Source organism: Paenibacillus sp. FSL R10-2748, from assembly GCF_038005565.1.
GTDB lineage: Bacteria > Bacillota > Bacilli > Paenibacillales > Paenibacillaceae > Paenibacillus > Paenibacillus polymyxa_B.
Genome location: NZ_JBBOTK010000003.1, coordinates 414,045 through 436,170 on the forward strand (window position 1 = coordinate 414,045; position 22,126 = coordinate 436,170).

The window sequence follows — 22,126 nt, forward strand, 5'->3', positions numbered from 1 at the left end:
TGGGAATGACCTAATGGCTGGATTAGGATTCCAGCTTATCCCATGCAACGATAAAAAGGGTAGCCAGTGGCCCTATTAATAGGGAGAGCAGAAACCAGTTTAGCCCGCTCCGATTTTTGGACTGTGCCAAGCCGGCATTAATCAGGGCAAGCGTTCCCCAGCCTATATAATAATCTTCTGACATGGTATTCTCCTTTGTAAAAAGGTATAATATCGTACTGTGTATGGTATGAACACATCCATGATTTCATAAGTTTAAAGTAAATATAACTTTATATATCCTGGTTTGAGGAGCGAAGCTAAGTTGGAAAGATATCAGGCAGAGCGCGTTGTCGCTGAGCTTTTGGAACGGGCTGCTATAGGTGTGACAGTTAAGCTGGAGAAACGTTTTCCTGGTGGAAGGCTGATTGGGGGCAAATATGCCATGAATGCTCACGCTATTACCATGTATACGGACGTTATTGAAACACAGTGTTTACAAATGTTCGGCAGCGTTGATCGAGTTGAGGAGTATTTTACGGTTGTGCTTGCACATGAGATCGGGCACGCCGCCGATACGGAATTAGTGGACCTCTCCGATGCTTTGGAGCAAGAGAGCGGGATAGGGACCCGGCAACGACTTGCGCTGCAAATTGAAGAAAACGCATGGAATTATGCGCTTAGATTGGTGCCTGAAATAGAAGCAACGTTTATTTCTGCCGTAATAGACGAGTCCTTGCTGGCCTATCGAGTCCCGGTTATGGAGCATTCTGACATTGCGTAACGATGATGATCCGAGAGCCGTCAGGCTCTTTTTTTGTTGATAATAACAGACGGATCGGCAGGATTATCTAAAGGAGTAGCTTTTTAAGCTGTGACACGCGTCCCTGGGATAGTTCGAGCATTTCGGCTAATTCTTTTTGAGATACATTAGGATGCTCCTGCATGAGTTGTTTTAGTTTATTCAGGAGATCATTCTGATTTCTGTAACTCCTTCTTTTCTTGGGCTGGACAGGACGGGATTCACTCAAATGACTGGAAGGATTATCGCTCTTCAGATTTTCAATACAACTTTTACATATCAGATGATCCCTAAAATAGCTCAAATGATCTACGGCACCACAAAAATAGCAAGAAACCCCCGTATACTTGCGAATCATCAGTCCCTCTGGGGTAATAAAAAAATCGAGGGCATCTCCAATATTAATATTCATAGAATTGCGCAGCTCCTTGGGCAGCACAATGCGGCCTAAATGGTCTAATGGCCGTGTCATTCCTGTGTTCTTCATCATTTTTCCCCTTTCCTGAAATGCGCTTATAGTTGTAGGAATTGTATGTATATATGCTGGAAGTAAAAAGCGCTTATATTACAGTTTGTTTTGGTATAGCTATGCTGAAAAAAAGCTCCGGCATGACGAACAATTACGTCTGCCGGAGCATTGTACAGCCAATGAATCTAAGATGTCGTGTCGAATTACTGTGGGTTGGTTGTCCAAATACCGGCTACTTTTAATTGAACCCGTGGAGGCAGTTTCAATGCGGCTAATGTCAGATCGGCCAAATCTTGCGGTTGAAGCATGCGATCTTCATCACCAATAGGCAATCCTGCATTTGCCGCCAGTTCTGTATTGACAGTGCTTGGAGTCAGCGCGGTAACGCGAATGTTAGATTTGCGAACTTCCTGCATCAGTGCTTCCGTGAAGCCCATCAAAGCAAATTTGGATGCGCAATATGCCGAGCCTGTTGCAAAACCTCGTTCTCCTGCCGTCGAGGAAATATTAATAATGTTTCCGCTTTTTTGTGCCAGCATGCTTGGAAGAGCAGCATGTGTGACATAGTAGGTTCCCATCAGGTTTACGCGAATAATACGTTCCCACTCTTCGGGGTCCATATCTGCGACTGTGCCAAAGGTAGCAATGCCTGCATTGTTGATCAAAATATCGACAGCGCCCAGCTCATGTTCCAGTGAAGCTACAGCGGCAGCGGCCTGTGTGCGATCCGATATATCTGCAACAGCACTCACCACTTTCACACCGTATGTACTCCCCAGCGAATCCTGCAGCTTTTGCAGGTCAGTCAATGTTCGTGAGATTAATCCCAGGTTAACGCCTTCCTTAGCTAAAGTTTCGGCAATTGCTTTACCGATTCCTTTGCTGGCTCCTGTAATAATGGCTGTTTTATTCTTAAGTTCCATCCAGTCTCCTCCTTTTCACTCCATAACGTGGTTGTGCATGTGAGCACATGGTTACATTATACAAGGTTAAACTCATTGAACCAAACTTCGCCTCTGATGAGGTATTCATCTAGAGGTCTCCTATTTGGAAATATTAATATCCCCTGAGGTGGTTTCTACCTTTATCACGTTCACACTACCGGGAACAGATTCGGGAGTATCTATACTCCCAGAGTCAGAGTGGACATTATAAACACCTTTAAAATCGGGAGCTTGTTTAATCTTCACGTCACCAGAATCAGCATTCACTTCCAATTTGGCTACGGCACGTTGTGTAATATTTGTCTCCCCTGAGGTTAGGGAAATAAGGCCATTACCGCTATAATCGCGGATGGTAACATCGCCTGAAGTAAGCTTCAACTCCATATCTGCTGCAAGCTGACTGGCTGTAAAATTGCCGGATGTTAAATTTGCGATCAGGTGGGTACTTTGGAGGTTTGTAATCTCGGCAGTGCCTGAAGTAGCGGTGATGGAAGTATTCTGCACGGAGGCATCTTGAAGTTTTACATTCCCTGAATGTGCATCTACCTGTAGGTCAGTTAGTGTTTCGCCGGAGGGCATCTCTACGGTAATCGTTTGATCCACATCAGGGGTGATCGAAAGGAATGACAAGGAAGCGGCCGGCTCCGATTGAATCGTAAGCTTACCGTTCTCAATTCGGGCATTATGAATTTGGTCGGCTACCTTTGTCTGAACTTCTCCACTAATGCGTATCGTACCTTGGTCGCCAGAGCCAGGAGTAAACAAAATAGAGACATCATCAGAACTGTCCACTTTCAGCTTCTGTAGCTGACCACGTGTGAACGTCCATTTTTTGTTAATCGCAGTTGTTTCCTTCATGACTTGTTGACTCCATGGGGCACCGTAGGCCACCATTCCGGCTGCGCCGATGACAATGCACAGACCTGCTGCAATAAACCACTTTTTATTCATGTTGTTAGTAAGCTCCCCTCAGGGTAGTCTGATTCCATTTCCAGTATCGTACTGTGCCCTTGACCATAAGGAGTAGGAGATAACGTACTCCAGGCAGCAGCAATAGACCTATACCCGTCAACGTGATAGAGAAAAAGAATTTGGCCGGGTAAAAGGTGCTGTTTAGTGCATAATCAGTAACGGCGAGAAGGGGGGCTGCAATGAAGCTGACCGATAGCACGGTCAATGAAGCCCATACTGCCCATAGGGTAGCCATAATCGGGATGGAGATTAGCAAATTGAGAAACAGCAGCCCTAAGAAAGTAAAAAGATTGCGTGCGAAGCTTCCCTGACGAAGCGGAGGAGAAGCGTTCCAGGCTGCATTGGGATCATCCAACGCTTCTCGGGCAATATCCTCCGGGTTACCCAGTTCATTGGCAATCTCACTTTCGCTTTTGCCATTAACCAACCCGTAGTCAAAATGCTGGCTCAAATCACTAAGCAGCTCATTGCGTACCTCTGCAGGGAGAGGAGAAAGAAGCTGCTCTACCTCTGTAAGAAACTGTTTTCTATTCATCGGAATTCCCTTCCTCCAGTAGGCTTGCGACATGATGGACAAAATCATTCCATTCCCGCGTAAGTATTCTTGTATAATTGCTTCCAGTATCAGTCAGCCGATAATATTTGCGGGGAGGTCCCTCGGTCGATTCCTGTAAATACGTTGTGCAGTATCCTTCTGATACCAGACGGCGAAGTAGTGGATATAGGGCTCCCTCAGCTACTTCAATATGACGGGAGACGGCTTGAGCCAACTCGTAGCCATAACGGTCTCTGCGTCCAATTAGAACTAGAACGCACAGTTCCAGTACCCCTTTTTTGAATTGGATGTTCACATTCACGAGCGGTGCTCCCTTCCTGGATGTTATCAATAATTCATAGGTGTCGTTCGGAATAAGGGGAAGAAACGTGTGTTTGTGCATAATTTGTCACGGGTACTAATTATAGAACAGTAGTCAGGTATAATTTAACATCATGTACTGATTAATGCAAGGTACTAAATTTTTAATAATAAAATATTTGTGCCGAAATGGGCAGATTTTCTTTCTTGAAGGCTTTATTGAATAGCGAATGTTGTAGAAAAAAGTATTTTTATTTGGAAATTACTCGAAATATGGCTGGAAGCACAAATAGGATGCTACTTTAATTTCATTCATTAAAATGATAGATTGTAAAGTATTCAATAGGGTTAAATATTACTTTTTATGAAGAGGTGGGTAAAGGGTGGATTGGAAAAATTGGTATATGGAACTGGAACAGGATGATGAGTCTTGGGATGTATCTGAGGAGATTGTTCTACGTGGTGTAGTACATCTTAATTTTTGCGGGCAGCCCTCGGAAGTAGAAGTCGAATTTATCGTGGGGGCTGACTCCGAAGAACAGGCACAGACTATAGAAGAACCTACTCAGTTGCAAAAAAAGACATGGGAGCAGTATATAGAATATTCGTCAGCTATTCATCCTCAAGTGTTGGAGTCCATACACCATCATTATGCTGACATAGTGGAAAAGTACCGGAATGCTTACAGTATATGGGGAGAGGACCCAGATGAATATGCGCCTTATGTGGAGCGGCCGGAACAATTGCTGGATCGAATACAACTTATGTCTATACTGATTTCCGACTCATCGGCAAAGGATGAACTGTATTTGAATTTTAGTTGCTCCTGGGATCGAGAACATGGCTTAGGCGTACATATGAAGCAGATGAAAATGGAGCATATTCAAGGCGTTTATACATTATATGACCTAGAATAAATCCCCCTTCCCGGCTTTTACCAAAAAGGGCCGGAAAGGGGAATAGGATATGGTGAAATGATGGTGCGATTCGATACGATAAAAAGATTAGTTGGATACAGCCAATGCAGCCCGGGCTGCTTGAGCCGCTTGTACCATTAGTCGCAAGGCGGCGATAGATTCCTCCTTGGTGCGGGTTTTCAGACCACAGTCCGGATTAACCCAGAACAAATCTGATGGCAGTACGCGCAGAGCACGCTGGATCATGCTTAGCATTTCAGATACATCGGGGATGCGCGGACTGTGGATATCGTACACGCCCAGACCGATGCCCTTGTCGTATACCTGATCTTCAAAGCTGACGATCAGTTCTCCGTGACTTCGCGAAGTTTCAATAGATATGACGTCGGCATCCATATCGGAGATGGACTGAATCATATGCTGAAATTCGGAATAGCACATGTGCGTATGGATTTGGGTCTCAGGTTCAACGGTGGCCGTGGTCACAAGGAAGGCTTGAACCGCCCAGTCCAGATAGGCTTGCTGTTGTTCTTTTTTCAGTGGAAGCCCTTCACGAATTGCAGGCTCATCGACCTGAATCATGCCGATGCCCGCTTGTTCCAGTGCCTCTACCTCTGCCCGTAATGCCAGAGCCAACTGTAAAGCAACTTGACTACGAGGAATATCGTTACGTTCAAAAGACCAGTTCAAAATGGTCACAGGGCCTGTAAGCATTCCCTTAACAGGCTTGGAAGTTAACGATTGGGCGAATGCCGTTTCTTCCACGGTCATGGGCTGATCAAAGGAAACGTCTCCGTATATAATCGGCGGTTTGACACAGCGGGAGCCGTAGGACTGCACCCATCCGTTTTGCGTAAAAGCAAAGCCGTTCAGCTTTTCGCCAAAAAATTCAACCATATCGGTCCGCTCAAATTCTCCATGAACAAGCACGTCAATGCCAATGTCCTCTTGAATATCAATCCATTCCTTAATTTGCTGTTGGATGAACGCCCGGTATTGCTCGGCTGACCATTCTCCTTTGCGATAGTGCAGGCGGGCCTTGCGGATCTCGGCGGTTTGCGGGAAGCTACCAATGGTCGTCGTAGGCAGTGGAGGCAACTTCAGCTTATTTTGTTGAATCTCACGACGCTCGGCGAAAGGAACGCTGCGTGACAGAGGCTCTTTTGCCAGCAGGTCGGCCAGATCGGCGGCTGTCTGTACGCGTGCCGCTGAGTTGTTGAAACGGGCTACCGCATCCGCACTTTGCTCAAGCTTGGTGAGTGCGGAAGGATCGTGTTTGCCAAGTGCAGCCGTCAGGACGGCGATTTCCTCCAGCTTTTCATCGGCAAAGGCCAGCGCTTGCACCAGCTCCTTGTCCAGCTTGTGCTCTGCCTCCAGACTGACTGGCACATGCAGCAGACTGCATGATGGCTGTACGATAAGCTGTGCGGCAGTGGTTTGTTCTGCTAACTGACCCAGCAGGGCAGCCACAGCGTTCAGGTCGCTTCGCCATATATTGCGCCCGTCAATAACCCCAGCGCCCAGCGTTTTTCCTTTAGGGAAGCCATGCTGCAATATATGCTGAAGATTTTCGCCATCATCATACACAAAATCAAGACCCAATCCCTGTACCGGAAGTGCGGACAGACGCTCATAATGGTCCAGGCTGCCAAAGTAGGTTTGCAGCATTATATTCAAGGAGGGCGCAGCTTGAGTCAAAGCTTCATAGACTTCCTGAATAATGTCCAAATCCTCTGCCGGGAATGAGGTGGTTAGGACAGGTTCATCGATTTGGACCCACTGAACGCCTTCTGCCGCTAGTTCAGACAGGATACGGGTGTACAGTGGCAGGAAGCTTCGTACGATGGTGGCCAAATCCTTACGATCATAGCCTTTGGATAAGGTAACGAATGAATAGGGGCCGATGAGGACCGGTTTCCCATCAATGCCTAGTTCTTGTTTTGCTTCACGATAAGCCTGTAAGGGTTTATTTTCAGTGAACACCGGGACTGCGTTTGCCAATTCAGGAACGATGTAGTGATAATTGGTATTCATCCATTTGGTCATTTCACTGGCGGTTGCTCCCTTCTGTCCACGAGCGATCCCAAAATACACGGCCAGAGGAACCGGACCTGCGGGACGATGGTTGAACCGTTCGGGTACCAGACCGAACATTACAGATGTATCCAGCATGTGATCGTAATAGGAGAAGTCTCCGACAGGAATGCGATCAATCCCCTTGTCACGCTGCTTGCTCAGATGCTCCAACCGTAATCTTTTCATCTCCGTCTGCAGTTCGCTTTCGTTAATGCTGCCGTTCCAGAAGCGTTCCAGTGCTTTCTTCCATTCCCGGTTTTCGCCGATACGCGGATATCCCAGATTACTGCTAATCAAGCCGGACAATTCAGGCCATTCAATAATGGACATGTACTTTTCCTCCTAGTGGGTAGCTGTTTTATTTTTACGTACCAAAAAAGGCATTCTTCCCCCAGAGTTAAAAATAAGTAGGGGAAAGAATGCCTCCGTGATTAAAAAATCAAAAATACGGCGACTGCTCTTAACACCTCCCTATCTTCCGTAGGTACTTGCGATGTTGTTAAAATAGGCAGGTCTCCTGACTTACGGATCATGACTCTCAGCATTCCTTCCCGGTCTGTGGACCAGTGGATATATGAACAGCTGAAAGTTCCCCGTTTACAGTGGCGGGACCGTGCCGGATTTGCACCGGCTTCCCTTTTAAGCCTGATCTGAATAGAACAGACACCTATCTCCAAGCTATGCGGTTAAGGTATGACGAATAATTATGCACTCGTATACTTGTTCACCATCATAAGTGAAACTTACAGGATGCGCAATAGAAACTCCAATGGAAACAGTTAGCTATATAAAAAAAGACAAGCCTTACCCATGATGGGGACTTGTCTTAGATATATAGCATCTTGCCGGGTAAACTTCGCGTTAAGCCAATGAAACGGTATAGCCTGCCTGAATGCTGGCTTTTACATCTACCAGACGCTGGTTGCGACTGCCCCGGAAGGGAAGGGTCAGGTCCTTTTGCTGTTCTACAAAACGACCATCCACAATCACATCGCACAAAAGCGCTAGCTCCTGTCGCTCCTGATCTGTGAGTAAATCTTCATAGACAAAGCCAGTATAAGCCCACACGGTTCGGTCGGGACAGGCCTCGCGGAAGTCACGCACAAATTGCGAGCATTCTGCTGCTGAGAAAAACGGATCTCCCCCGCAGAGAGTCAGTCCGTCCAACAACGGATTATCCATGATGTCACGAATGACTTCCTGTTGTCGTTGGGGTGTAAATGGCTCACCTGCACGGAAGCTCCACGACGCTGGATTAAAGCATCCGGGACAGGCATGACGGCAACCGCTAATAAACACGACAGTGCGCAGGCCGTATCCTTCGTTCAGAGATTCCGGAATGTAGCCACACAAATTCACTTATGTTTCACCCGGTCTCGAACTTCTGCCTGTTTTGCAGCATTAAAGCGAACGGTATAATCTCCTGTCAGATATCCGGTTACCCGACGTAAGCGCTGAAAGTGTGTATGCTCCTCATCTGTGCCGCATTGGGGGCAGCTTGTCCCGATAATCCCTTCATAACCACATTCCGTACAACGATCCACCGGGTGGTTGATAGAGAAATAGCCGATGTTCTGATGCAGCGCGTACTGAACAATTTTAAGAAACGCATCCGGGTTATTCCGCGCGTTACCATCCAGCTCGATGTATGAAATCGCACCAGCGTTGCAGAGGTTATGGAACGGAGCTTCCAAGCTGATTTTACGAGCAGCCGGGAGCGTATAATACACGGGAATATGAAAAGAATTCGTGTAATATTCTCGATCATTTACCTCAGGGATAATCCCGAAATCACGTTGATCCAGCAATGTGAACTTGCCCGACAGACCTTCGGCAGGCGTAGCGAACAATGTAATATTTAAATTGTGATATTCACTCATTCGATCGCAATACACGCGCATGGAAGTGATGATTCGCTGTGCCTCGCGGTATACGAAATCATCCTCCCCGTGGTGTTTCCCGTATAGTGCCTTCATGCACTCAGCCAGCCCGATGAACCCGATCGAAAGCGTACCGTGCTTTAGTACGCTTCCCACCTTATCATCTGGCGCCAGTTGTTCTCCACCTTCCCATACCCCTTCGCGCATCATAAAGTCCGAGGCTTTGGCCGGTTGGCTGGTCTGGATTTGATAGCGATGGATTAGGCCATCCACCGCAATGCGCATAACTTCTTCCAGTCTCGCATCAAAGCGATCACGGTCAGGTGTCAGGCGTTTGCCTGTGCAAATACCATACTCAATGCCAAGCCGCACCAGATTAATGGTATTGAAGGAGAGATTTCCCTTGCCACTCTGCCGGTTTCTACCGAAACGGTCAGAAATGGTGCGGGTACGGCAACCCATTGTCGCTATAATGGTATCCGGGTCATCAGCACGGTAAAAAGGCAAGTTGAAGGTGGCATCCACATTCACAAAATTGGGATACATCCGTCTGCTAGAGCATTCTACTGCCCGTAAGAACAAATCATAATTGATGTCGCCTTCTGCCTGGTTGATTCCCTCTTTGCATTGGAAAATATGCTGCGGAAAAATAGGAGTTTCCCCGCTGCCCAAGCCGCGAATAGTGGCCTCCAGCAGCGATTGAGTAACAAGCCGTCCTTCAGCAGACGTGCACATTCCGTAATTCAGTGAAGTGAATGGAATCTGTCCACCCGCCCGACTGCTCATGGTGTTCAGGTTATGAATGAGCGATTCAGCAGCCTGCCGGGTTTCCGTTTCCGTTTCTTCGCGTGCGAATGCGTATGAACGAGGGCAGACTTCTTGCAAATGGGGATTGGCCATATGTAGTTCGTCGTCAGACAGATGGGATTCTATCTCTTCCTCGAACAACCGAAGTCCCTTGCGCAGATGCTTGCGGAAGGACCGGGCAACGTATGGGGCAAGGTCCCAATCTATTTTGTTGGCGGAGACACCTCCGAATTGGCTGTTTTGCTGAGATTGGAAAATAATGGCGACCAGTGCCATAGCGGACATAATCGTTTGCGGTGTGCGCACAGAGCCGTTGCCTGTATTGAAGCCGTCTCGCAGTAAACGACCAAAAGGGATAAAGATACAATTCGTAGTTCCGAGCGCATATTGGTCCAAATCGTGAACATATACATATCCGTGGTCAATCGCGTTCGTCAGTTCAGGCGGAAGTACCCGCAGGCGCGCATACCATTTGGCATACTCGGACCCAAGCTTGCTCATTTTGCCGCTGAACGATTCTCCATTCAAATTCGCATTCTCCCGCAGCATGTCCAGATCTTGTGCTCCAATGACCCGCTCGCCGATGTCGTATAATTGATGTTCCTCCAGCACCTTCATCGTAAAACCCTCCATATAGTAAAATATATATATTTTTCACAAAAACAACATATTGATGATATCTTGTGTTAACCAATTGTTTCGATCTATATATTGTATATACGTAAACATTGAGAGTATGTGACTATTGTCACATTGGTAGGAGCGGGCAGCATAAAAAAGCCAGATACAGAGTAAGGGACACATCCGCGGATATGCACCTTACTCTATATCTGGCCATCGTAGTTGCGATGAAAATGATAGGCTTGCGAGTACATAGTATATGATCTTGGGATATTGTTTTGGGAAGGTTTAGAGTAGCTTTTTCAACTGGGACACCCGGCCTTGGGAAATACCTAGCATTTCGGCATATACTTTTTGTGGCAGGTTCGGGTGTTCCTGAATCAGCTTGCGTAGCTTTTTTACCATTTCACCTTGCTGCACTCTAGATTGCTTGGGTTGCCAGGTTGTATTGGTTCGGGTCGGCTTAGAATCTTCTTGAGCCTGGATAGCATCGGTGCTTGTGGCATGCACATTTTCATCGGTCTTTAATACCTGGATGCACTCTGCGCAAATAAAGCTGTCGCGAAAATAAGTTAAATGATCCACTGCGCCGCAAAATTTGCAGGAGACACCGGTGTATTTTCTTAGTACAAACCCTTCTTCATCTACGAAAAATTCAAGTGAATCACCGATATTGATATCCATTGTAGTGCGCATTTCCTTAGGGAGTACAATCCGCCCCAATTGATCCAGAGGCCTTGTCATTCCGGTATTTTTCATTAGCGCTTCCTCCTTCAGTGATATATCCTGATTATACCAAAAAATATTATTTTTAGCTTTGTATATTGAAGGTAAAATACAACTTTTTTTGTCTTTATGCTGCGGTCTCTCTTTCAACCAGTATAGGATGTTTTCGGTATTGTTGCCGGGGTACCCCTTTTTAGCTATGATATATTAAAACGCTTTCATAAAAGTACTTTTTATCATCTTAATTAAGCTAAGGAGATGACGGATATGAGTCATGAAACAACGGGTATCGAATATTTATTTCAAGATCCGAAGATTCATCTGGATGAGCGTGTACGGGATCTTGTGTCGCGACTAACCTTGGAGGAAAAGGTTGAATCCATGTTGCAATACCAGCCGGCCATTGACCGATTGGGAGTCGCAGCTTATAAGCACGGTACGGAAGCGGCACACGGGATAGCGTGGTTGGGTGAGGCGACTTCATTTCCTCAGCCTGTAGGATTGGCATGTACTTGGGATACGGAATTAATGTGCCTCATCGGCTCTGTTATCGCAGATGAGGCACGTGTTTACTATCGTCGTGATCCCAAATTAAACGGTCTGACCCTGTGGGCACCTACGGTGGATATGGAGCGTGACCCGAGATGGGGACGCAATGAGGAAGCTTACGGCGAAGATCCGTATTTGACGGGAGAGTTGTCAAAGGAGTTAGTCAAGGGGATACAGGGGGATCATCCGGTATATTTGAAAGCGGTTGCCACTTTAAAACATTTTCTGGGTAACAACAATGAAGTGGACCGGGGAATCGGCTCCTCCAGTATAGACCCACGAAATCTGCGAGAATATTACTTAAGAGCCTTTGAGAAGCCTTTTACAGAAGGCGGCGCCCAGTCGATGATGACTTCTTACAACCTGATTAATGGAACGCCTGCTACGTTATATCATGGGGTTAACGATATTGTCAGGGGCGAATGGGGGATGGACGGCTTTGTCGTAAGTGATGCGGGTGATGTCATGGGGATTGTCAACGATCATCAGTATTACGATTCCCATACGCCTGGCGTGGCCGAATCTATTCGGGCGGGAATTGACAGCATTACAGATGATGCGGAGCTCTCCAAACAGGCGATTCGTGAAGCCTTGGCGCAAGGAACGCTACAAGAAGAAGACTTGGATCGGGCATTGTTCCATACGTTTCGTGTCCGTTTTCGTTTGGGGGAATTCGACCCGGCGGCAGACAATCCTTATGCCTCAATCGGAGAGGAAGCTCTCCTGACAGAGCAAGCCCGTGAATTGTCGTTGCGTGCGGCGAGGGAGCAGATCGTACTGCTTAAAAATGAGCATGAACTCTTGCCATTGAACCCTGCCCGGTGTGGCAAAGTAGCGGTCATTGGTACGCATGGCAATGAGGTGTACCGCGACTGGTATTCCGGTACGCTGCCCTACCGGGTTACACCGCTGGAGGCGATTCGTGCCAAGCTGGAAGGCGAGGACGCAAAGGAACGCGTCGTGTACCGTGACGGTAAGAATCGTGTGACCTTGACGGCGGTGAATGACGGAGCGAAGCTCACAGTCGATTCTTCCGGTGAGATGCGCCTGTCCCAGGATGGAGAGCCCACAGTATTGACCATGACGGATTGGGGCTATGGCAGTGTGACGTTACATAATGAGCATCTGGGTACTTACGTGACGAGTGATGAGGAAACGCTCCGTGTTACAGCTGATGAAGCGTATGGCTGGTATGTCAAAGAGGTCTTTGGGCTGACTCCTGTTGGACAAGGAGAGCATCTGTGGACAACATGGAATGGCAAACCAGTGATTGCCAGAACGGAGGGCTCATTAAAGGTAGTGGAGGCTGAAAAATCTGCACTTAACGCTGTAGAGAGTAACGCCTCGACAGTTTTAGGACAGAGCCAAACATTCCAGGTAGAGACGGTGTCAGATGGTTTAGCGGAAGCGATAGCCGCTGCGCAAGCGGCAGATACAGCAATTGTATTTGTTGGAAATCACCCGCTCATCAATGGAAAGGAAGAGAATGACCGTCCAGGCTTGGAACTGGCAGCTTCCCAGCAACGGCTTATCGAGGAAGTGTATCGCGTCAATCCGAATACGATTGTGGTTCTGACGGGCAGCTATCCATTTGCCATCCCTTGGGTTCAGGAGCATATTCCAGCGATCGTATACACGTCTCATGCGGGACAAGAGCATGGTACAGCAATAGCGGATGTGTTATTTGGAGATTACGCGCCAGCGGGGCGTTTGAACATGACCTGGGTTCAGAGCGAGGATCAATTGGGCGACATCAAAGATTACGATATTATTCGCGGCGGTCGTACCTATCAATATTTTGAAGGTGAATCCTTGTATCCGTTTGGCCATGGATTGACGTATTCGCCTTTTGAATATAATGACCTGCGTACGGATGCCCCAAAGGATAGCGTAAAATCTATTGCTGCACTGGATGCCGTGGATACGCTCCAGGTGTGGGTAGAGGTGACGAATCGGGGTGTAGCTGCTGGTGAAGAGGTTGTACAACTCTATGTACGGCCCGGTGCCTCACGAGTAAAGCGACCACTGAAGACATTGTGCGGTTTTCAACGTATTCGCTTAGACGCAGGTGAGACGCGAACGGTTTCCTTTACGATTCGGATGAAGGATTGGGCGATTTGGGATGTTACACGGGATTGCTATTGCGTTGAAACGGGGGAATATACACTGCTGGCAGGCGCTTCCTCAGCGGATATTCGGTTGGAGCACCCTGTGTACGTTCGTGGCGAAGTTATTCCACCACGCCAAGCCGGACGAAGTATTCGCGCTGAAAACTTTGATAATTGCTCCGACATCGTACTGGATGAAAGCAAGGAGCAAAGGGAGGCCTGTGTACGTCCGCGCACACCTCAACGTTCCGGTTGGATTGCCTTTCATGGCGTAGACATGGATACGGTGAGTGTGGTCGAGCTTCAGTGTCGCGTGTCAGGCAACAGTAGCGATGCCACAATTGAGCTGCGTTTGGATGCACCGGACAGCGAAGCTGTGGCACGTGTGAACGTGGGCAATACAGGAGGGGCGCAAGCATGGGTTACGCTTTCGGAAGCGGTACATTCAGTCTCTGGCACACGTGATGTATACCTGTTGTTGAGCGGGGAAGTGCGGCTAGCTCATTTTACTTTGGGCGCTAATGCTACAGAGGATTCCGGCTTTCAGGCTTGAACTTACTTCTGACATCACGTACAATGCATTCAACGAAGTTTCTACAGCTTAGGGGTGTCATCTCATTTGAATAGTGAAAAACGACTACGCACCGCAACGCCCAAATGGCTTGGGGTGGCGGTAAAGGCGCTTGTCTATTTGGAAAAGCACGGAGAACTCTGTGCCAGCGGTTCTATTGCCCGTTCCATTGACTGCGAAGTCACTTTGGTGCGCAGGGTGCTGACGCGACTTGTACAGGCAGATTTGATTGCAGCACGCGAAGGTCGTGAGGGAGGCTATGTGCTTACCCGTTCGGCCGACCATATTACACTTGCCGATATATACCACGCCATTGAAATATGTGATCCGATTTTCCCGGGTATGATGCATGAACCGGAAACCAATCCTTTTTGTGAGGAGTTGGCGATAGCCGTATCCGAAATTTTAGCCGAGAGCGAACGACGTATGCTGGAAGTATGGGGGTCCCATACGCTGGCTTCGCTTGCCAATCGTACATCACTCGTGGTGGGAAAATGCAATCATAATGAAGATAAGGATGCCAAGTCTCCTTCCCAGAGGGATTAACACATTTCATTCAAAATGATAATAGCCGATACGACTCTCAAAAGAGGGTTGTATCGGCTATTTCTATGAAATGGTCATGCCTCAAATTATGTTTCATATGAGCAAACCCGGTTACGTCCTGCATTTTTAGCTTCGTATAGTGCTTTATCTGCCTGCTCCAACAGGGCTGCCCCGGACATATCTTCCCCGGTACCAGGAAATGTCGTCACACCGATGGACACCGTGACCTTAAGAACAAGACCATCCGCTAAAATAAACTCGTGCTGATTTACTCCACTAAGAATCTGATTAGCTATGCGCAACGCTTGCCGAAAAGCACAATTTGGCAAAAGCACGGTGAATTCTTCCCCCCCGCTGCGGGTGACTACATCATTAGGACGACATTTTTCCATTAGAATCTGCCCAAGCTGGCGCAGCACTGCATCTCCTGCCGCATGCCCATAGGTGTCGTTGACTTCCTTGAAGTGATCAATATCCAACACCAGTACAGATAAGTGCTCATGACGTTGACGAGCTTGAGGGAGCTTCTCTTCCAATGAAAACTCAAGCTGTCTTCTGTTGCTTAAATTAGTGAGATGGTCTGTGTAGGAGGTATGCTCCAGTCGAAGTAATAGCTCATTGGATGTGTTGATAGATTCAGCAATGAGGTACAGAAGACATCCGCCGATCATGGATATGAATAATTGGAGCGGATAAACATGCAGAACATCATCAAGATTCTTCAAATTAATCATAAGGGAACAGAATATAATGCCCATAGCAAAAACGTTCATAATCATCAGCTTGGGTAAACGTGACCAGGACAGATGTGACAATAAAGCGCACCCCAGCCCAACGAGCATCATAAAAATAGCGCCTACGATGGCTTGAGTGTTGATACCAAACAGCAATAATCTACCTACACATATAAATAGGGTAGCCATGAGCGTTGCTGGGGCGCCGATGTACGTTGCGGTAGCTACGATGGCCAAATGACGAAGATCGGCAATCGTATTAAATCCTACTGGAATTGAATAGTACATCATAACAATGCCATAGCACCCAAAAAGGCCGCCTCCGATCCAATGTATCTTACGCTTCAAGGTGTGCAGACGGATTTTATATCTTTGTGATATGAGGCCAGTTATGTACAAAAAGGTGACAAGGATACAGGTATTTACAAAAAACGTACTGAACAAGATGCTAACCCTCCCGAGAGGCATATTTCTTCATTTTATCAAAAAAACTGACATTAAGCTTGAAAATGAAGAATTTATTGAAATTTATTACGCTGATGCGCTTATAACGTTTCGTTCACGTGTTTGGTGCATAACTGGGAATAGATTGAGCATACTCCAAAGATACAAGAATAAGGAAAAATAGGCGGTATCTATTGCTGCCTTACTGGAGATGAGGTTTGCTCATGATTCGCTATCCCTATCGCAAACATAATAAAAAGTCGGGTGCGGGCAAGAACAATGAAAATTCTCCGCGCTATTTAAAAATCGATACTTGTTTGGAAACCAACTTGCAGCAAATTAAGAAATTGACATCAGATAGCCCAGACTTTCTGATTCGCCGCTTTAAATTAGGGCTGAGGGCGGATGTTCCCGCCGCTATTGTGTTTCTGGATAGTATGGCTAAAACGGATACGGTGAATGAACTCATCATGAGATCCATGCTTAGCCGCCCATCTGCTGAAGTGGCTGCTGAGGCGGAGAATGCAGAAGCGCTGTACGCAAGAATACAGAGTCATGCGCTTGCACTAGGAGAAGTGAAGGACTGCGATGATTGGAATTCCATGATGGAACAACTGTTAGTGGGGGACACGATCATCCTATTGGAAGGCTGCGAAAAAGCCATTGCGTGCGGCACACGTGGGGGAGAGACGCGCGCAGTCAGCGAGCCAACAACACAGACAGTCGTCAGAGGACCGAAAGAGGGATTTGTAGAATCCCTGTTCACGAATATTTCTCTCGTCCGGCGACGGATTAAAAGCTCCGATCTTACACTGGAGATGTTCCAAGTGGGAAGCACGTCCCTCACAAATGTGGCCATGCTCTACATGAAAAATATTGCAAATCCACGTGTCGTAGATGAGGTTCGTAAACGGGTAGAAAGCATCAATATTGACGCTGTATTTGAGTCCGGCATGGTTGAGGAGATGATACAGGAAAATCACTTTACACCATTCCCGACGATTTTTAACACGGAAAGACCGGACACCATTAGCAGCAATATTATGGAGGGTCGAGTGGCTCTCATTGTAGACGGGACTCCGTTTGTACTGGTGATGCCTACAATATTTGCCCAATTTTTTCAGAGTTCTTCGGATTATGAAGAGCGTTACGATATGGCGACTGTTGTTCGGCTCATTAGATATATCAGCTTCATTATTCTTATTCTGGGGCCTTCTCTCTACATTGCCTTAACAACATACCATTATGAAATGATACCGACTCCACTACTGATCAGCATATTGGCTCAGCGGGAATCCGTTCCTTTTCCGGCATTTCTAGAGGCGTTTATTTTGGAGATTACCTTTGAGATTTTGCGTGAGGCGGGTATTCGAATGCCGCGTGCGGGTGGTCAAACGGTATCCGTTATTGGTGCGCTTGTGTTGGGTCAAGCGGCCGTGGAAGCCGGAGTCGTCACCCCGCTGCTCACAATTATAGTAGCCCTGACAGGAATAGCCAGTTTCGCAATCCCAGCCTATAACATGGCAGTGGCCGGGAGATTGTGCCGGTTTATTTTCATGATACTGTCAGCGTTTATGGGGCTATACGGCATTACATTGGGGCTGATTGCGTTGATTGCTCATATGAACAGTCTAAGTTCCTTCGGGGTGCCCTACATGGCGCCTTTCAGTCCTTTTGTGCTGGAGAGTCAAAAGGATGCCGTATTGCGACTCCCATTTTGGATGATGAAGAAACGTCCTAAAAGCATAACGTCTAAGAACCAGAAACGAATGAAGGATGGAAGCGGGAATTCCCCTTCTGATAAAACCACACCGATGCAGGAGGGGGGCAATCAGGGTGTATCAGGGGAAGAGGAATGAACAAAGGGCAGTAACCTTTAAGGGGAGTATAGGGAGACTGTGTTTGGTCCTGTTACTGTTCGCTCCCTTGTTATCCGGTTGCTGGGATTCTGTGGAGTTAAACCAGAGAGCAGTAGTAGCGGGGATAGGAATTGATATGGTTGGGGAGTCAGATTACGAAGTTTCCCTACAGGTGATCGTGGCAGATGAAATCGCCGGAGCCAAAGCGAGAGGAGATACTCCTGTCGTTTTGTATCGGGAAAAGGGAAAAAATCTGTTTCAAGCGCTCCGCAGAGCCTCACAAAAGGTTCCGAGGATCATTTCTTTGGCGCACACCAAACTGGTCGTTATTGGTGAAAAGCTGGCACGGGCTGGAATCGGCGATATGATGGATTCTTTGGAAAGGTCTACAGAAATCCGGTTGCCGGTGAAAATGCTGGTGGCACGCGGTAATACTGGGAAGGATGTACTGGCAATCATGACCGCGATCGGCCGTATTCCGGCCAATGATATTTCAGGAAAGCTGGAAACATCGGAACGTTTGTATGCCGGGGATTACGCGGTGACTATCGACGATGTCATTCGCAGCATGTCTCATAAGGGTGGCGGTCCTGTGCTGACGGGCATAGGGGTCAATGGGAATTTGGAGCAGGCTGCAAGCAAGAACAATGTGGACAATATTTTACCGAAAGCCATTGTTCATATTAACGGAATGGGGGTGTTCAAAAAGGATCGGCTTGTCCACTGGTTGGACGATGACCAGGCCATTGGACTGTCTATGATCAACAACAAGGTGAAAGGTGCCCAAACAACACTGAGCTGCGGTAAGAATAGGGAAACCATTGGCATCGAAACCTTGTTTTCTGCAACCAAGATACACACTCGGATGGAGCAAGGAGAGCCTATTTTTGTGATTAACTTAAAACAGACCGGGGCAGTACAGGAAGCCGAGTGCTCGATTAACTTACAGAGTCCGGAGGCGATGAAAAGACTGCAGGAGCAATGGACAGAGGAGACGAAAAAAGTAATCGCTTCAACAGTCAGAGACATTCAGCGTACCCGCAGCGATGTAATAGGCTTTGGCCTTGCGCTGGAGAGGAGCCATCCCCAACAATGGAAGAGGCTCTCTCACGATTGGAGCCGTTATTTTGCGGAAAGTACCGTTCGTATTCAAGTGACTTCTATACTGAAACACACTCAGTCGCGGACTAACCCATATTCCAAGGGGGAATCAGACTAGTGAAAAATAGAACAAGGAGGGAAGGCCATGAAAAAAAGGGTACAGATAGGTGCAAAAGAGATGATCTCTCTTATGGTGTTGTTTGAGATGGGTACATCCATGATGTCTATTCCCGGAAGGAATGCGGGCAAGGATGCGTGGATCGCCATCCTCATTTCCACAGTTTTGGGGGCAATGCTTTTTGTATGCTATGGCAGCCTTCACCGACGCTTTCCCGACTTGCTCATGACACAGTACTGCAGAGCCCTTTTGGGCAAGAAAGCAGGGAGTGCGCTTGCTTTTATATATATCGTGTTTTTTCTTTACGGCGGAGCACGGGATCTTCGGGACACGGGGATCCTGATTGCCGACCGGACACTTCAGCATACGCCGTTGACAGTCATTTGTGCCTTAATGATTGGACTTGTAATGTATGTGGTGTATTTGGGAATCGAGGTTGCAGGCCGGACGGCCATCATCATGTTGATTTTGCTACTGTTGCTGGGCCTAGCCACGAATATATTAATTTTGTTGGCAGGCATTGTAGATGTGGGCAATATATTGCCCATAGCCGAGCATGGCTGGCAGCCGATATGGCAAGTTGTTTATTCGCAAGCCGTGATGCTACCGTACGGCGAGATGGTTACGTTTGCGATGATTCTTCCCACATTAAAAAAGGGCTATCATGCCAATGGGGTAGGGGTCTCTGCTATATTGTTCGGAGGGCTGCTCCTATCTATTGTTACACTGTCCAATGTGCTTGCACTGGGAGAGGATGTGTTTAAACGGGCGACTTACCCGCTACTCTCGATGATCAGCAAGGTCGAAATATCTGATTTTATCGACAGAGTCGATGTCATCGGCGTTATGAGCGTTATTATCTTTGATTTTTTTAAAATTTTCATCTTCTATTATGCCGCGGTTAAAGCCGCAGAGGATGTATTGAGAATGTCATACCATAAACTGATCCTGCCATTTGGGATTATCATGTTAGTCTCTTGTGTATTGATGACACTGAGCTATCAAGATCACCTTCAAACAGGCGAGTTAGTGCTGAAATGGCTGTTTCCGATATTTGCCGTGTTTTTTCCTATCTTGCTGCTAATCGTGTCGTGGCTGAGAAAGACCCGGAATAAAAAAGGAGAGGAAAATGTCTCATGAGACATCGTCTTGCCGACAAAACATACATCAGTACCGGTAAAATGCTCATTTTGATGTTCGATTTTATTCTTGGAAATGCGGTCATTATTAATATGGATAATGAATATGAACGGAATACATGGATTGCCACTTTGAATTTGGACGAATGTCCCTCATCTATGTCCATCCATTATTTGCTTGCGTTTTCCCTTGTTTGTTCTTTCTGATGACTCTCTTGCGGAGAATCAGAGGAAGAAGTAGAAACTTTGAGGAAACGTGACCATTGTGAGAACAGGAAGCGAAATGCGTTTCCTATTGGCTTTTTGCCCACATTTATAAAGAACACTATAAGCATTCCTGCCAGGACGACATATTCCGATGGTCGCATAGTGCGAAAAGCCAATGAAATAGGCTCCCAAGGATGATGAGCGCCGAAAAGCCATTTTATCGATATACTTGTTCCGAGCGTAAGTATCATAAAGAGGGTGAATATCCACAGTATTTTCATAAAATATTCCTCCGATGTGTATGGGCTGAGATGTACCATGTATACATTGTGTTGCAAAGCCGTTCAATTTATCCGATCCCATTGACTTGAAATAAATTAAGATTTATACTTATTCTAAATTGATCTTTATTGTGATTGTAATTTTGTAATTAATATAATCTGCGTTGGTTAAGGGAGATGCGGTATGAGAACTTTAAATTTAACTTCGCAGCGCCAAGCGGTATATGATGTGGTTCGTGAAGCCCACGATCATCCTACTGCGGCTGATGTTATGAATCGGTTGATGGAGCGCGGATATAATCTGGCCTATGGAACAGTATATAATTCCCTACGTTATTTGACGGATAAGGAATTAATCCGTGAATTGAAGCTGGGGGAAGCTGCTAGTCGTTATGATGGACGGATGGACGATCATCAGCATATTATTTGTCAGGTATGCGGCCGAGTAGATGAAGTAATGAGTGAAGTCCCACATGATTGGATTGACACGGTTGCGCATGAAACGGGGTATAATATTGCCCATGCCCATGTCGTATTCGGAGGAGTGTGTAAGGAATGTCAAAGCAAGCGAATCAGATAACGAATCGTTTCAAAGTGGCTGACATGCCTAGACGGGTGAAGGGCAGTTGGACATCGATGTTAGCAGCTCCCTCTACACCTACGGTGCAGACCGTTCCCTCCAATGAGCCTTTGTATTGTCCGACTACACGTCGTATCATTCTGATCAGTTCGGTACCGGGTGTAGTTCATGGGTTGGTGCGTACGTTGTCAGATGCGTGTTTTGATGTGATGGTTTTTCATCGCTGGGAGCCTGAAGTGCAGCGTCATCTGGGAAGCGATTTGTTGATTTACGATTTGACCGCCACCGAACCACAGAGTGAATTACTGGATATCCGCAATCGTCTTGAGGTAGAACATATGAAAGACACACCGGTTATGTATGTGGTACAGGATCGGATGTCTGTACATGCGCATGAGCTGCTTCCTTCGGAAGAGGTGCTGGTGTGGCCGCTGGCTGCCAATCATATGGTGCATGACATTGAACGGATGATTGTACGCCATCCTGCCGCTTCCCGTCAGGTAGCGCAAGCCAGCCGTCGTACGGTATTCAAGGACATCTGGATTGACCGAGATAAAATGCTGGTATATAAAGAAGAGAGTCAATTGAATCTGACTAAAACAGAATACGATTTGCTGCTGAAGCTGATTGATGCTCAAGGCAAAGTGATCTCCCGCGAGCAAATGATGCACGATATCTGGGAGACGGATTTTGTAGGAGGCAGCAACGTTGTAGATGTGCATGTCAAAAGTTTGCGCAAGAAGCTGGATGATCGACCTGCAGAACCTGAATATATTGCAACCGTAAGAGGTGTAGGATACAGATTGGCAGATTGAACTAAAAGCTATGAATACCGATGAA

The 22,126-nt window shown here is 46.9% G+C and carries 21 protein-coding genes and 1 riboswitch; of the genes, 10 read left to right on the forward strand and 11 right to left on the reverse strand.

Going from position 1 to position 22,126, the window contains the following annotated elements; genetic code table 11:
• Positions 1-22 precede the first annotated feature (22 nt).
• Positions 23-184: a hypothetical protein gene (locus tag NSS66_RS11800; RefSeq protein ID WP_013312451.1), complete on the reverse strand. Its 162-nt coding sequence runs from the start codon at positions 182-184 to the stop codon at positions 23-25.
• Positions 185-304: 120 nt separating this feature from the next.
• Here NSS66_RS11800 and NSS66_RS11805 point away from each other — a divergent pair, with 120 nt between their 5' ends.
• On the forward strand, positions 305-763 hold the full coding sequence (locus tag NSS66_RS11805; protein ID WP_053326325.1) for a hypothetical protein: 459 nt from the start codon (positions 305-307) through the stop codon (positions 761-763).
• Between the two features lie 67 nt (positions 764-830).
• Here NSS66_RS11805 and NSS66_RS11810 read toward each other — a convergent pair whose 3' ends face one another.
• The 5 genes from NSS66_RS11810 to NSS66_RS11830 form a co-directional block, all read right to left on the reverse strand.
• Complete coding sequence (locus NSS66_RS11810) at positions 831-1,268, reverse strand: AbrB/MazE/SpoVT family DNA-binding domain-containing protein (protein ID WP_013312449.1); 438 nt, start codon at positions 1,266-1,268, stop codon at positions 831-833.
• A gap of 185 nt (positions 1,269-1,453) precedes the next feature.
• Positions 1,454-2,173, reverse strand: coding sequence for a 3-ketoacyl-ACP reductase (locus tag NSS66_RS11815; protein WP_075154883.1), 720 nt, complete (start codon positions 2,171-2,173; stop codon positions 1,454-1,456).
• 120 nt (positions 2,174-2,293) lie between these two features.
• Positions 2,294-3,145, reverse strand: coding sequence for a DUF4097 family beta strand repeat-containing protein (locus NSS66_RS11820; RefSeq protein WP_340958990.1), 852 nt, complete (start codon positions 3,143-3,145; stop codon positions 2,294-2,296).
• Between the two features lie 4 nt (positions 3,146-3,149).
• Positions 3,150-3,701 carry a DUF1700 domain-containing protein gene (locus NSS66_RS11825; protein ID WP_028540761.1) on the reverse strand — a complete coding sequence of 184 codons (552 nt, stop codon included), beginning with the start codon at positions 3,699-3,701 and terminating at the stop codon, positions 3,150-3,152.
• A complete protein-coding gene (locus NSS66_RS11830; protein WP_028540760.1) occupies positions 3,694-4,023 on the reverse strand; it encodes a PadR family transcriptional regulator in 330 nt (109 codons plus the stop codon). The genes NSS66_RS11825 and NSS66_RS11830 overlap by 8 nt, the downstream gene beginning before the upstream one ends.
• A 382-nt stretch (positions 4,024-4,405) precedes the next feature.
• Between NSS66_RS11830 and NSS66_RS11835 the strand changes: the two genes are divergently transcribed.
• Positions 4,406-4,939, forward strand: a complete 534-nt coding sequence (locus tag NSS66_RS11835) for a DUF6985 domain-containing protein (protein ID WP_340958993.1) — start codon at positions 4,406-4,408, stop codon at positions 4,937-4,939.
• An 87-nt stretch (positions 4,940-5,026) separates the two neighbouring features.
• Here the strand turns inward: NSS66_RS11835 and metE are convergent, their stop codons facing one another.
• The 4 genes from metE to NSS66_RS11855 all read right to left on the reverse strand — a co-directional run bounded on the left by metE (position 5,027) and on the right by NSS66_RS11855 (position 11,082).
• Positions 5,027-7,345 (reverse strand): 5-methyltetrahydropteroyltriglutamate--homocysteine S-methyltransferase, encoded by a 2,319-nt coding sequence (gene metE / locus NSS66_RS11840; RefSeq protein ID WP_340958994.1) that lies wholly within the window; start codon positions 7,343-7,345, stop codon positions 5,027-5,029.
• 160 nt (positions 7,346-7,505) lie between these two features.
• A riboswitch (cobalamin riboswitch) is annotated at positions 7,506-7,701 on the reverse strand.
• Between the two features lie 175 nt (positions 7,702-7,876).
• Positions 7,877-8,374 carry an anaerobic ribonucleoside-triphosphate reductase activating protein gene (nrdG, locus tag NSS66_RS11845; protein ID WP_023990818.1) on the reverse strand — a complete coding sequence of 166 codons (498 nt, stop codon included), beginning with the start codon at positions 8,372-8,374 and terminating at the stop codon, positions 7,877-7,879.
• Positions 8,371-10,320 (reverse strand): anaerobic ribonucleoside triphosphate reductase, encoded by a 1,950-nt coding sequence (locus NSS66_RS11850; protein ID WP_023990817.1) that lies wholly within the window; start codon positions 10,318-10,320, stop codon positions 8,371-8,373. Before NSS66_RS11850 ends, nrdG begins: the two co-directional genes overlap by 4 nt.
• Before the next feature lie 291 nt (positions 10,321-10,611).
• Complete coding sequence (locus NSS66_RS11855; RefSeq protein ID WP_340958995.1) at positions 10,612-11,082, reverse strand: AbrB/MazE/SpoVT family DNA-binding domain-containing protein; 471 nt, start codon at positions 11,080-11,082, stop codon at positions 10,612-10,614.
• A gap of 234 nt (positions 11,083-11,316) precedes the next feature.
• On the opposite strand from NSS66_RS11855, the gene NSS66_RS11860 reads away from it, so the two are divergent.
• Both NSS66_RS11860 and NSS66_RS11865 read left to right on the forward strand, forming a co-directional pair.
• A complete protein-coding gene (locus tag NSS66_RS11860; RefSeq protein WP_340958996.1) occupies positions 11,317-14,259 on the forward strand; it encodes a glycoside hydrolase family 3 C-terminal domain-containing protein in 2,943 nt (980 codons plus the stop codon).
• Positions 14,260-14,325: 66 nt separating this feature from the next.
• Positions 14,326-14,823, forward strand: a complete 498-nt coding sequence (locus tag NSS66_RS11865) for an Rrf2 family transcriptional regulator (RefSeq protein WP_025720321.1) — start codon at positions 14,326-14,328, stop codon at positions 14,821-14,823.
• An 86-nt stretch (positions 14,824-14,909) separates the two neighbouring features.
• Here NSS66_RS11865 and NSS66_RS11870 read toward each other — a convergent pair whose 3' ends face one another.
• Complete coding sequence (locus NSS66_RS11870; protein WP_023990814.1) at positions 14,910-16,001, reverse strand: GGDEF domain-containing protein; 1,092 nt, start codon at positions 15,999-16,001, stop codon at positions 14,910-14,912.
• Positions 16,002-16,225: 224 nt separating this feature from the next.
• Between NSS66_RS11870 and NSS66_RS11875 the strand changes: the two genes are divergently transcribed.
• The 6 genes from NSS66_RS11875 (at position 16,226) to NSS66_RS11900 (ending at position 22,101) form a co-directional block, all read left to right on the forward strand.
• On the forward strand, positions 16,226-17,860 hold the full coding sequence (locus tag NSS66_RS11875) for a spore germination protein (protein WP_028540756.1): 1,635 nt from the start codon (positions 16,226-16,228) through the stop codon (positions 17,858-17,860).
• Between the two features lie 43 nt (positions 17,861-17,903).
• Positions 17,904-19,079: a Ger(x)C family spore germination protein gene (locus NSS66_RS11880; protein ID WP_028540755.1), complete on the forward strand. Its 1,176-nt coding sequence runs from the start codon at positions 17,904-17,906 to the stop codon at positions 19,077-19,079.
• A 27-nt stretch (positions 19,080-19,106) separates the two neighbouring features.
• The gene (locus tag NSS66_RS11885; protein WP_340958997.1) at positions 19,107-20,219 is read left to right on the forward strand and encodes a GerAB/ArcD/ProY family transporter; all 1,113 of its coding nucleotides are present in this window, start codon (positions 19,107-19,109) and stop codon (positions 20,217-20,219) included.
• The gene (locus NSS66_RS11890) at positions 20,216-20,425 is read left to right on the forward strand and encodes a hypothetical protein (RefSeq protein WP_028540754.1); all 210 of its coding nucleotides are present in this window, start codon (positions 20,216-20,218) and stop codon (positions 20,423-20,425) included. Before NSS66_RS11885 ends, NSS66_RS11890 begins: the two co-directional genes overlap by 4 nt.
• Positions 20,426-20,890: 465 nt before the next feature.
• The gene (locus tag NSS66_RS11895) at positions 20,891-21,286 is read left to right on the forward strand and encodes a Fur family transcriptional regulator (protein WP_023990809.1); all 396 of its coding nucleotides are present in this window, start codon (positions 20,891-20,893) and stop codon (positions 21,284-21,286) included.
• Entirely contained in the window at positions 21,262-22,101 is an 840-nt protein-coding gene (locus NSS66_RS11900; protein ID WP_028540753.1) for a winged helix-turn-helix domain-containing protein, read from the forward strand. Before NSS66_RS11895 ends, NSS66_RS11900 begins: the two co-directional genes overlap by 25 nt.
• Positions 22,102-22,126: the final 25 nt, after the last annotated feature.

Excerpts from the sequence above, each read along its gene's own strand:
- NSS66_RS11860 (WP_340958996.1), top strand. The coding sequence starts at position 11,317 with ATGAGTCATGAAACAACGGGTATCGAATATTTATTTCAAGATCCGAAG.
- NSS66_RS11890 (WP_028540754.1), top strand. The coding sequence starts at position 20,216 with ATGAGACATCGTCTTGCCGACAAAACATACATCAGTACCGGTAAAATG.
- NSS66_RS11885 (WP_340958997.1), top strand. The coding sequence starts at position 19,107 with ATGAAAAAAAGGGTACAGATAGGTGCAAAAGAGATGATCTCTCTTATG.
- NSS66_RS11875 (WP_028540756.1), top strand. The coding sequence starts at position 16,226 with ATGATTCGCTATCCCTATCGCAAACATAATAAAAAGTCGGGTGCGGGC.
- NSS66_RS11800 (WP_013312451.1), bottom strand. The coding sequence starts at position 184 with ATGTCAGAAGATTATTATATAGGCTGGGGAACGCTTGCCCTGATTAAT.
- NSS66_RS11855 (WP_340958995.1), bottom strand. The coding sequence starts at position 11,082 with ATGAAAAATACCGGAATGACAAGGCCTCTGGATCAATTGGGGCGGATT.
- NSS66_RS11895 (WP_023990809.1), top strand. The coding sequence starts at position 20,891 with ATGAGAACTTTAAATTTAACTTCGCAGCGCCAAGCGGTATATGATGTG.
- metE (WP_340958994.1), bottom strand. The coding sequence starts at position 7,345 with ATGTCCATTATTGAATGGCCTGAATTGTCCGGCTTGATTAGCAGTAAT.
- NSS66_RS11850 (WP_023990817.1), bottom strand. The coding sequence starts at position 10,320 with ATGAAGGTGCTGGAGGAACATCAATTATACGACATCGGCGAGCGGGTC.
- NSS66_RS11810 (WP_013312449.1), bottom strand. The coding sequence starts at position 1,268 with ATGAAGAACACAGGAATGACACGGCCATTAGACCATTTAGGCCGCATT.
- NSS66_RS11820 (WP_340958990.1), bottom strand. The coding sequence starts at position 3,145 with ATGAATAAAAAGTGGTTTATTGCAGCAGGTCTGTGCATTGTCATCGGC.
- NSS66_RS11900 (WP_028540753.1), top strand. The coding sequence starts at position 21,262 with ATGTCAAAGCAAGCGAATCAGATAACGAATCGTTTCAAAGTGGCTGAC.
- NSS66_RS11815 (WP_075154883.1), bottom strand. The coding sequence starts at position 2,173 with ATGGAACTTAAGAATAAAACAGCCATTATTACAGGAGCCAGCAAAGGA.
- NSS66_RS11825 (WP_028540761.1), bottom strand. The coding sequence starts at position 3,701 with ATGAATAGAAAACAGTTTCTTACAGAGGTAGAGCAGCTTCTTTCTCCT.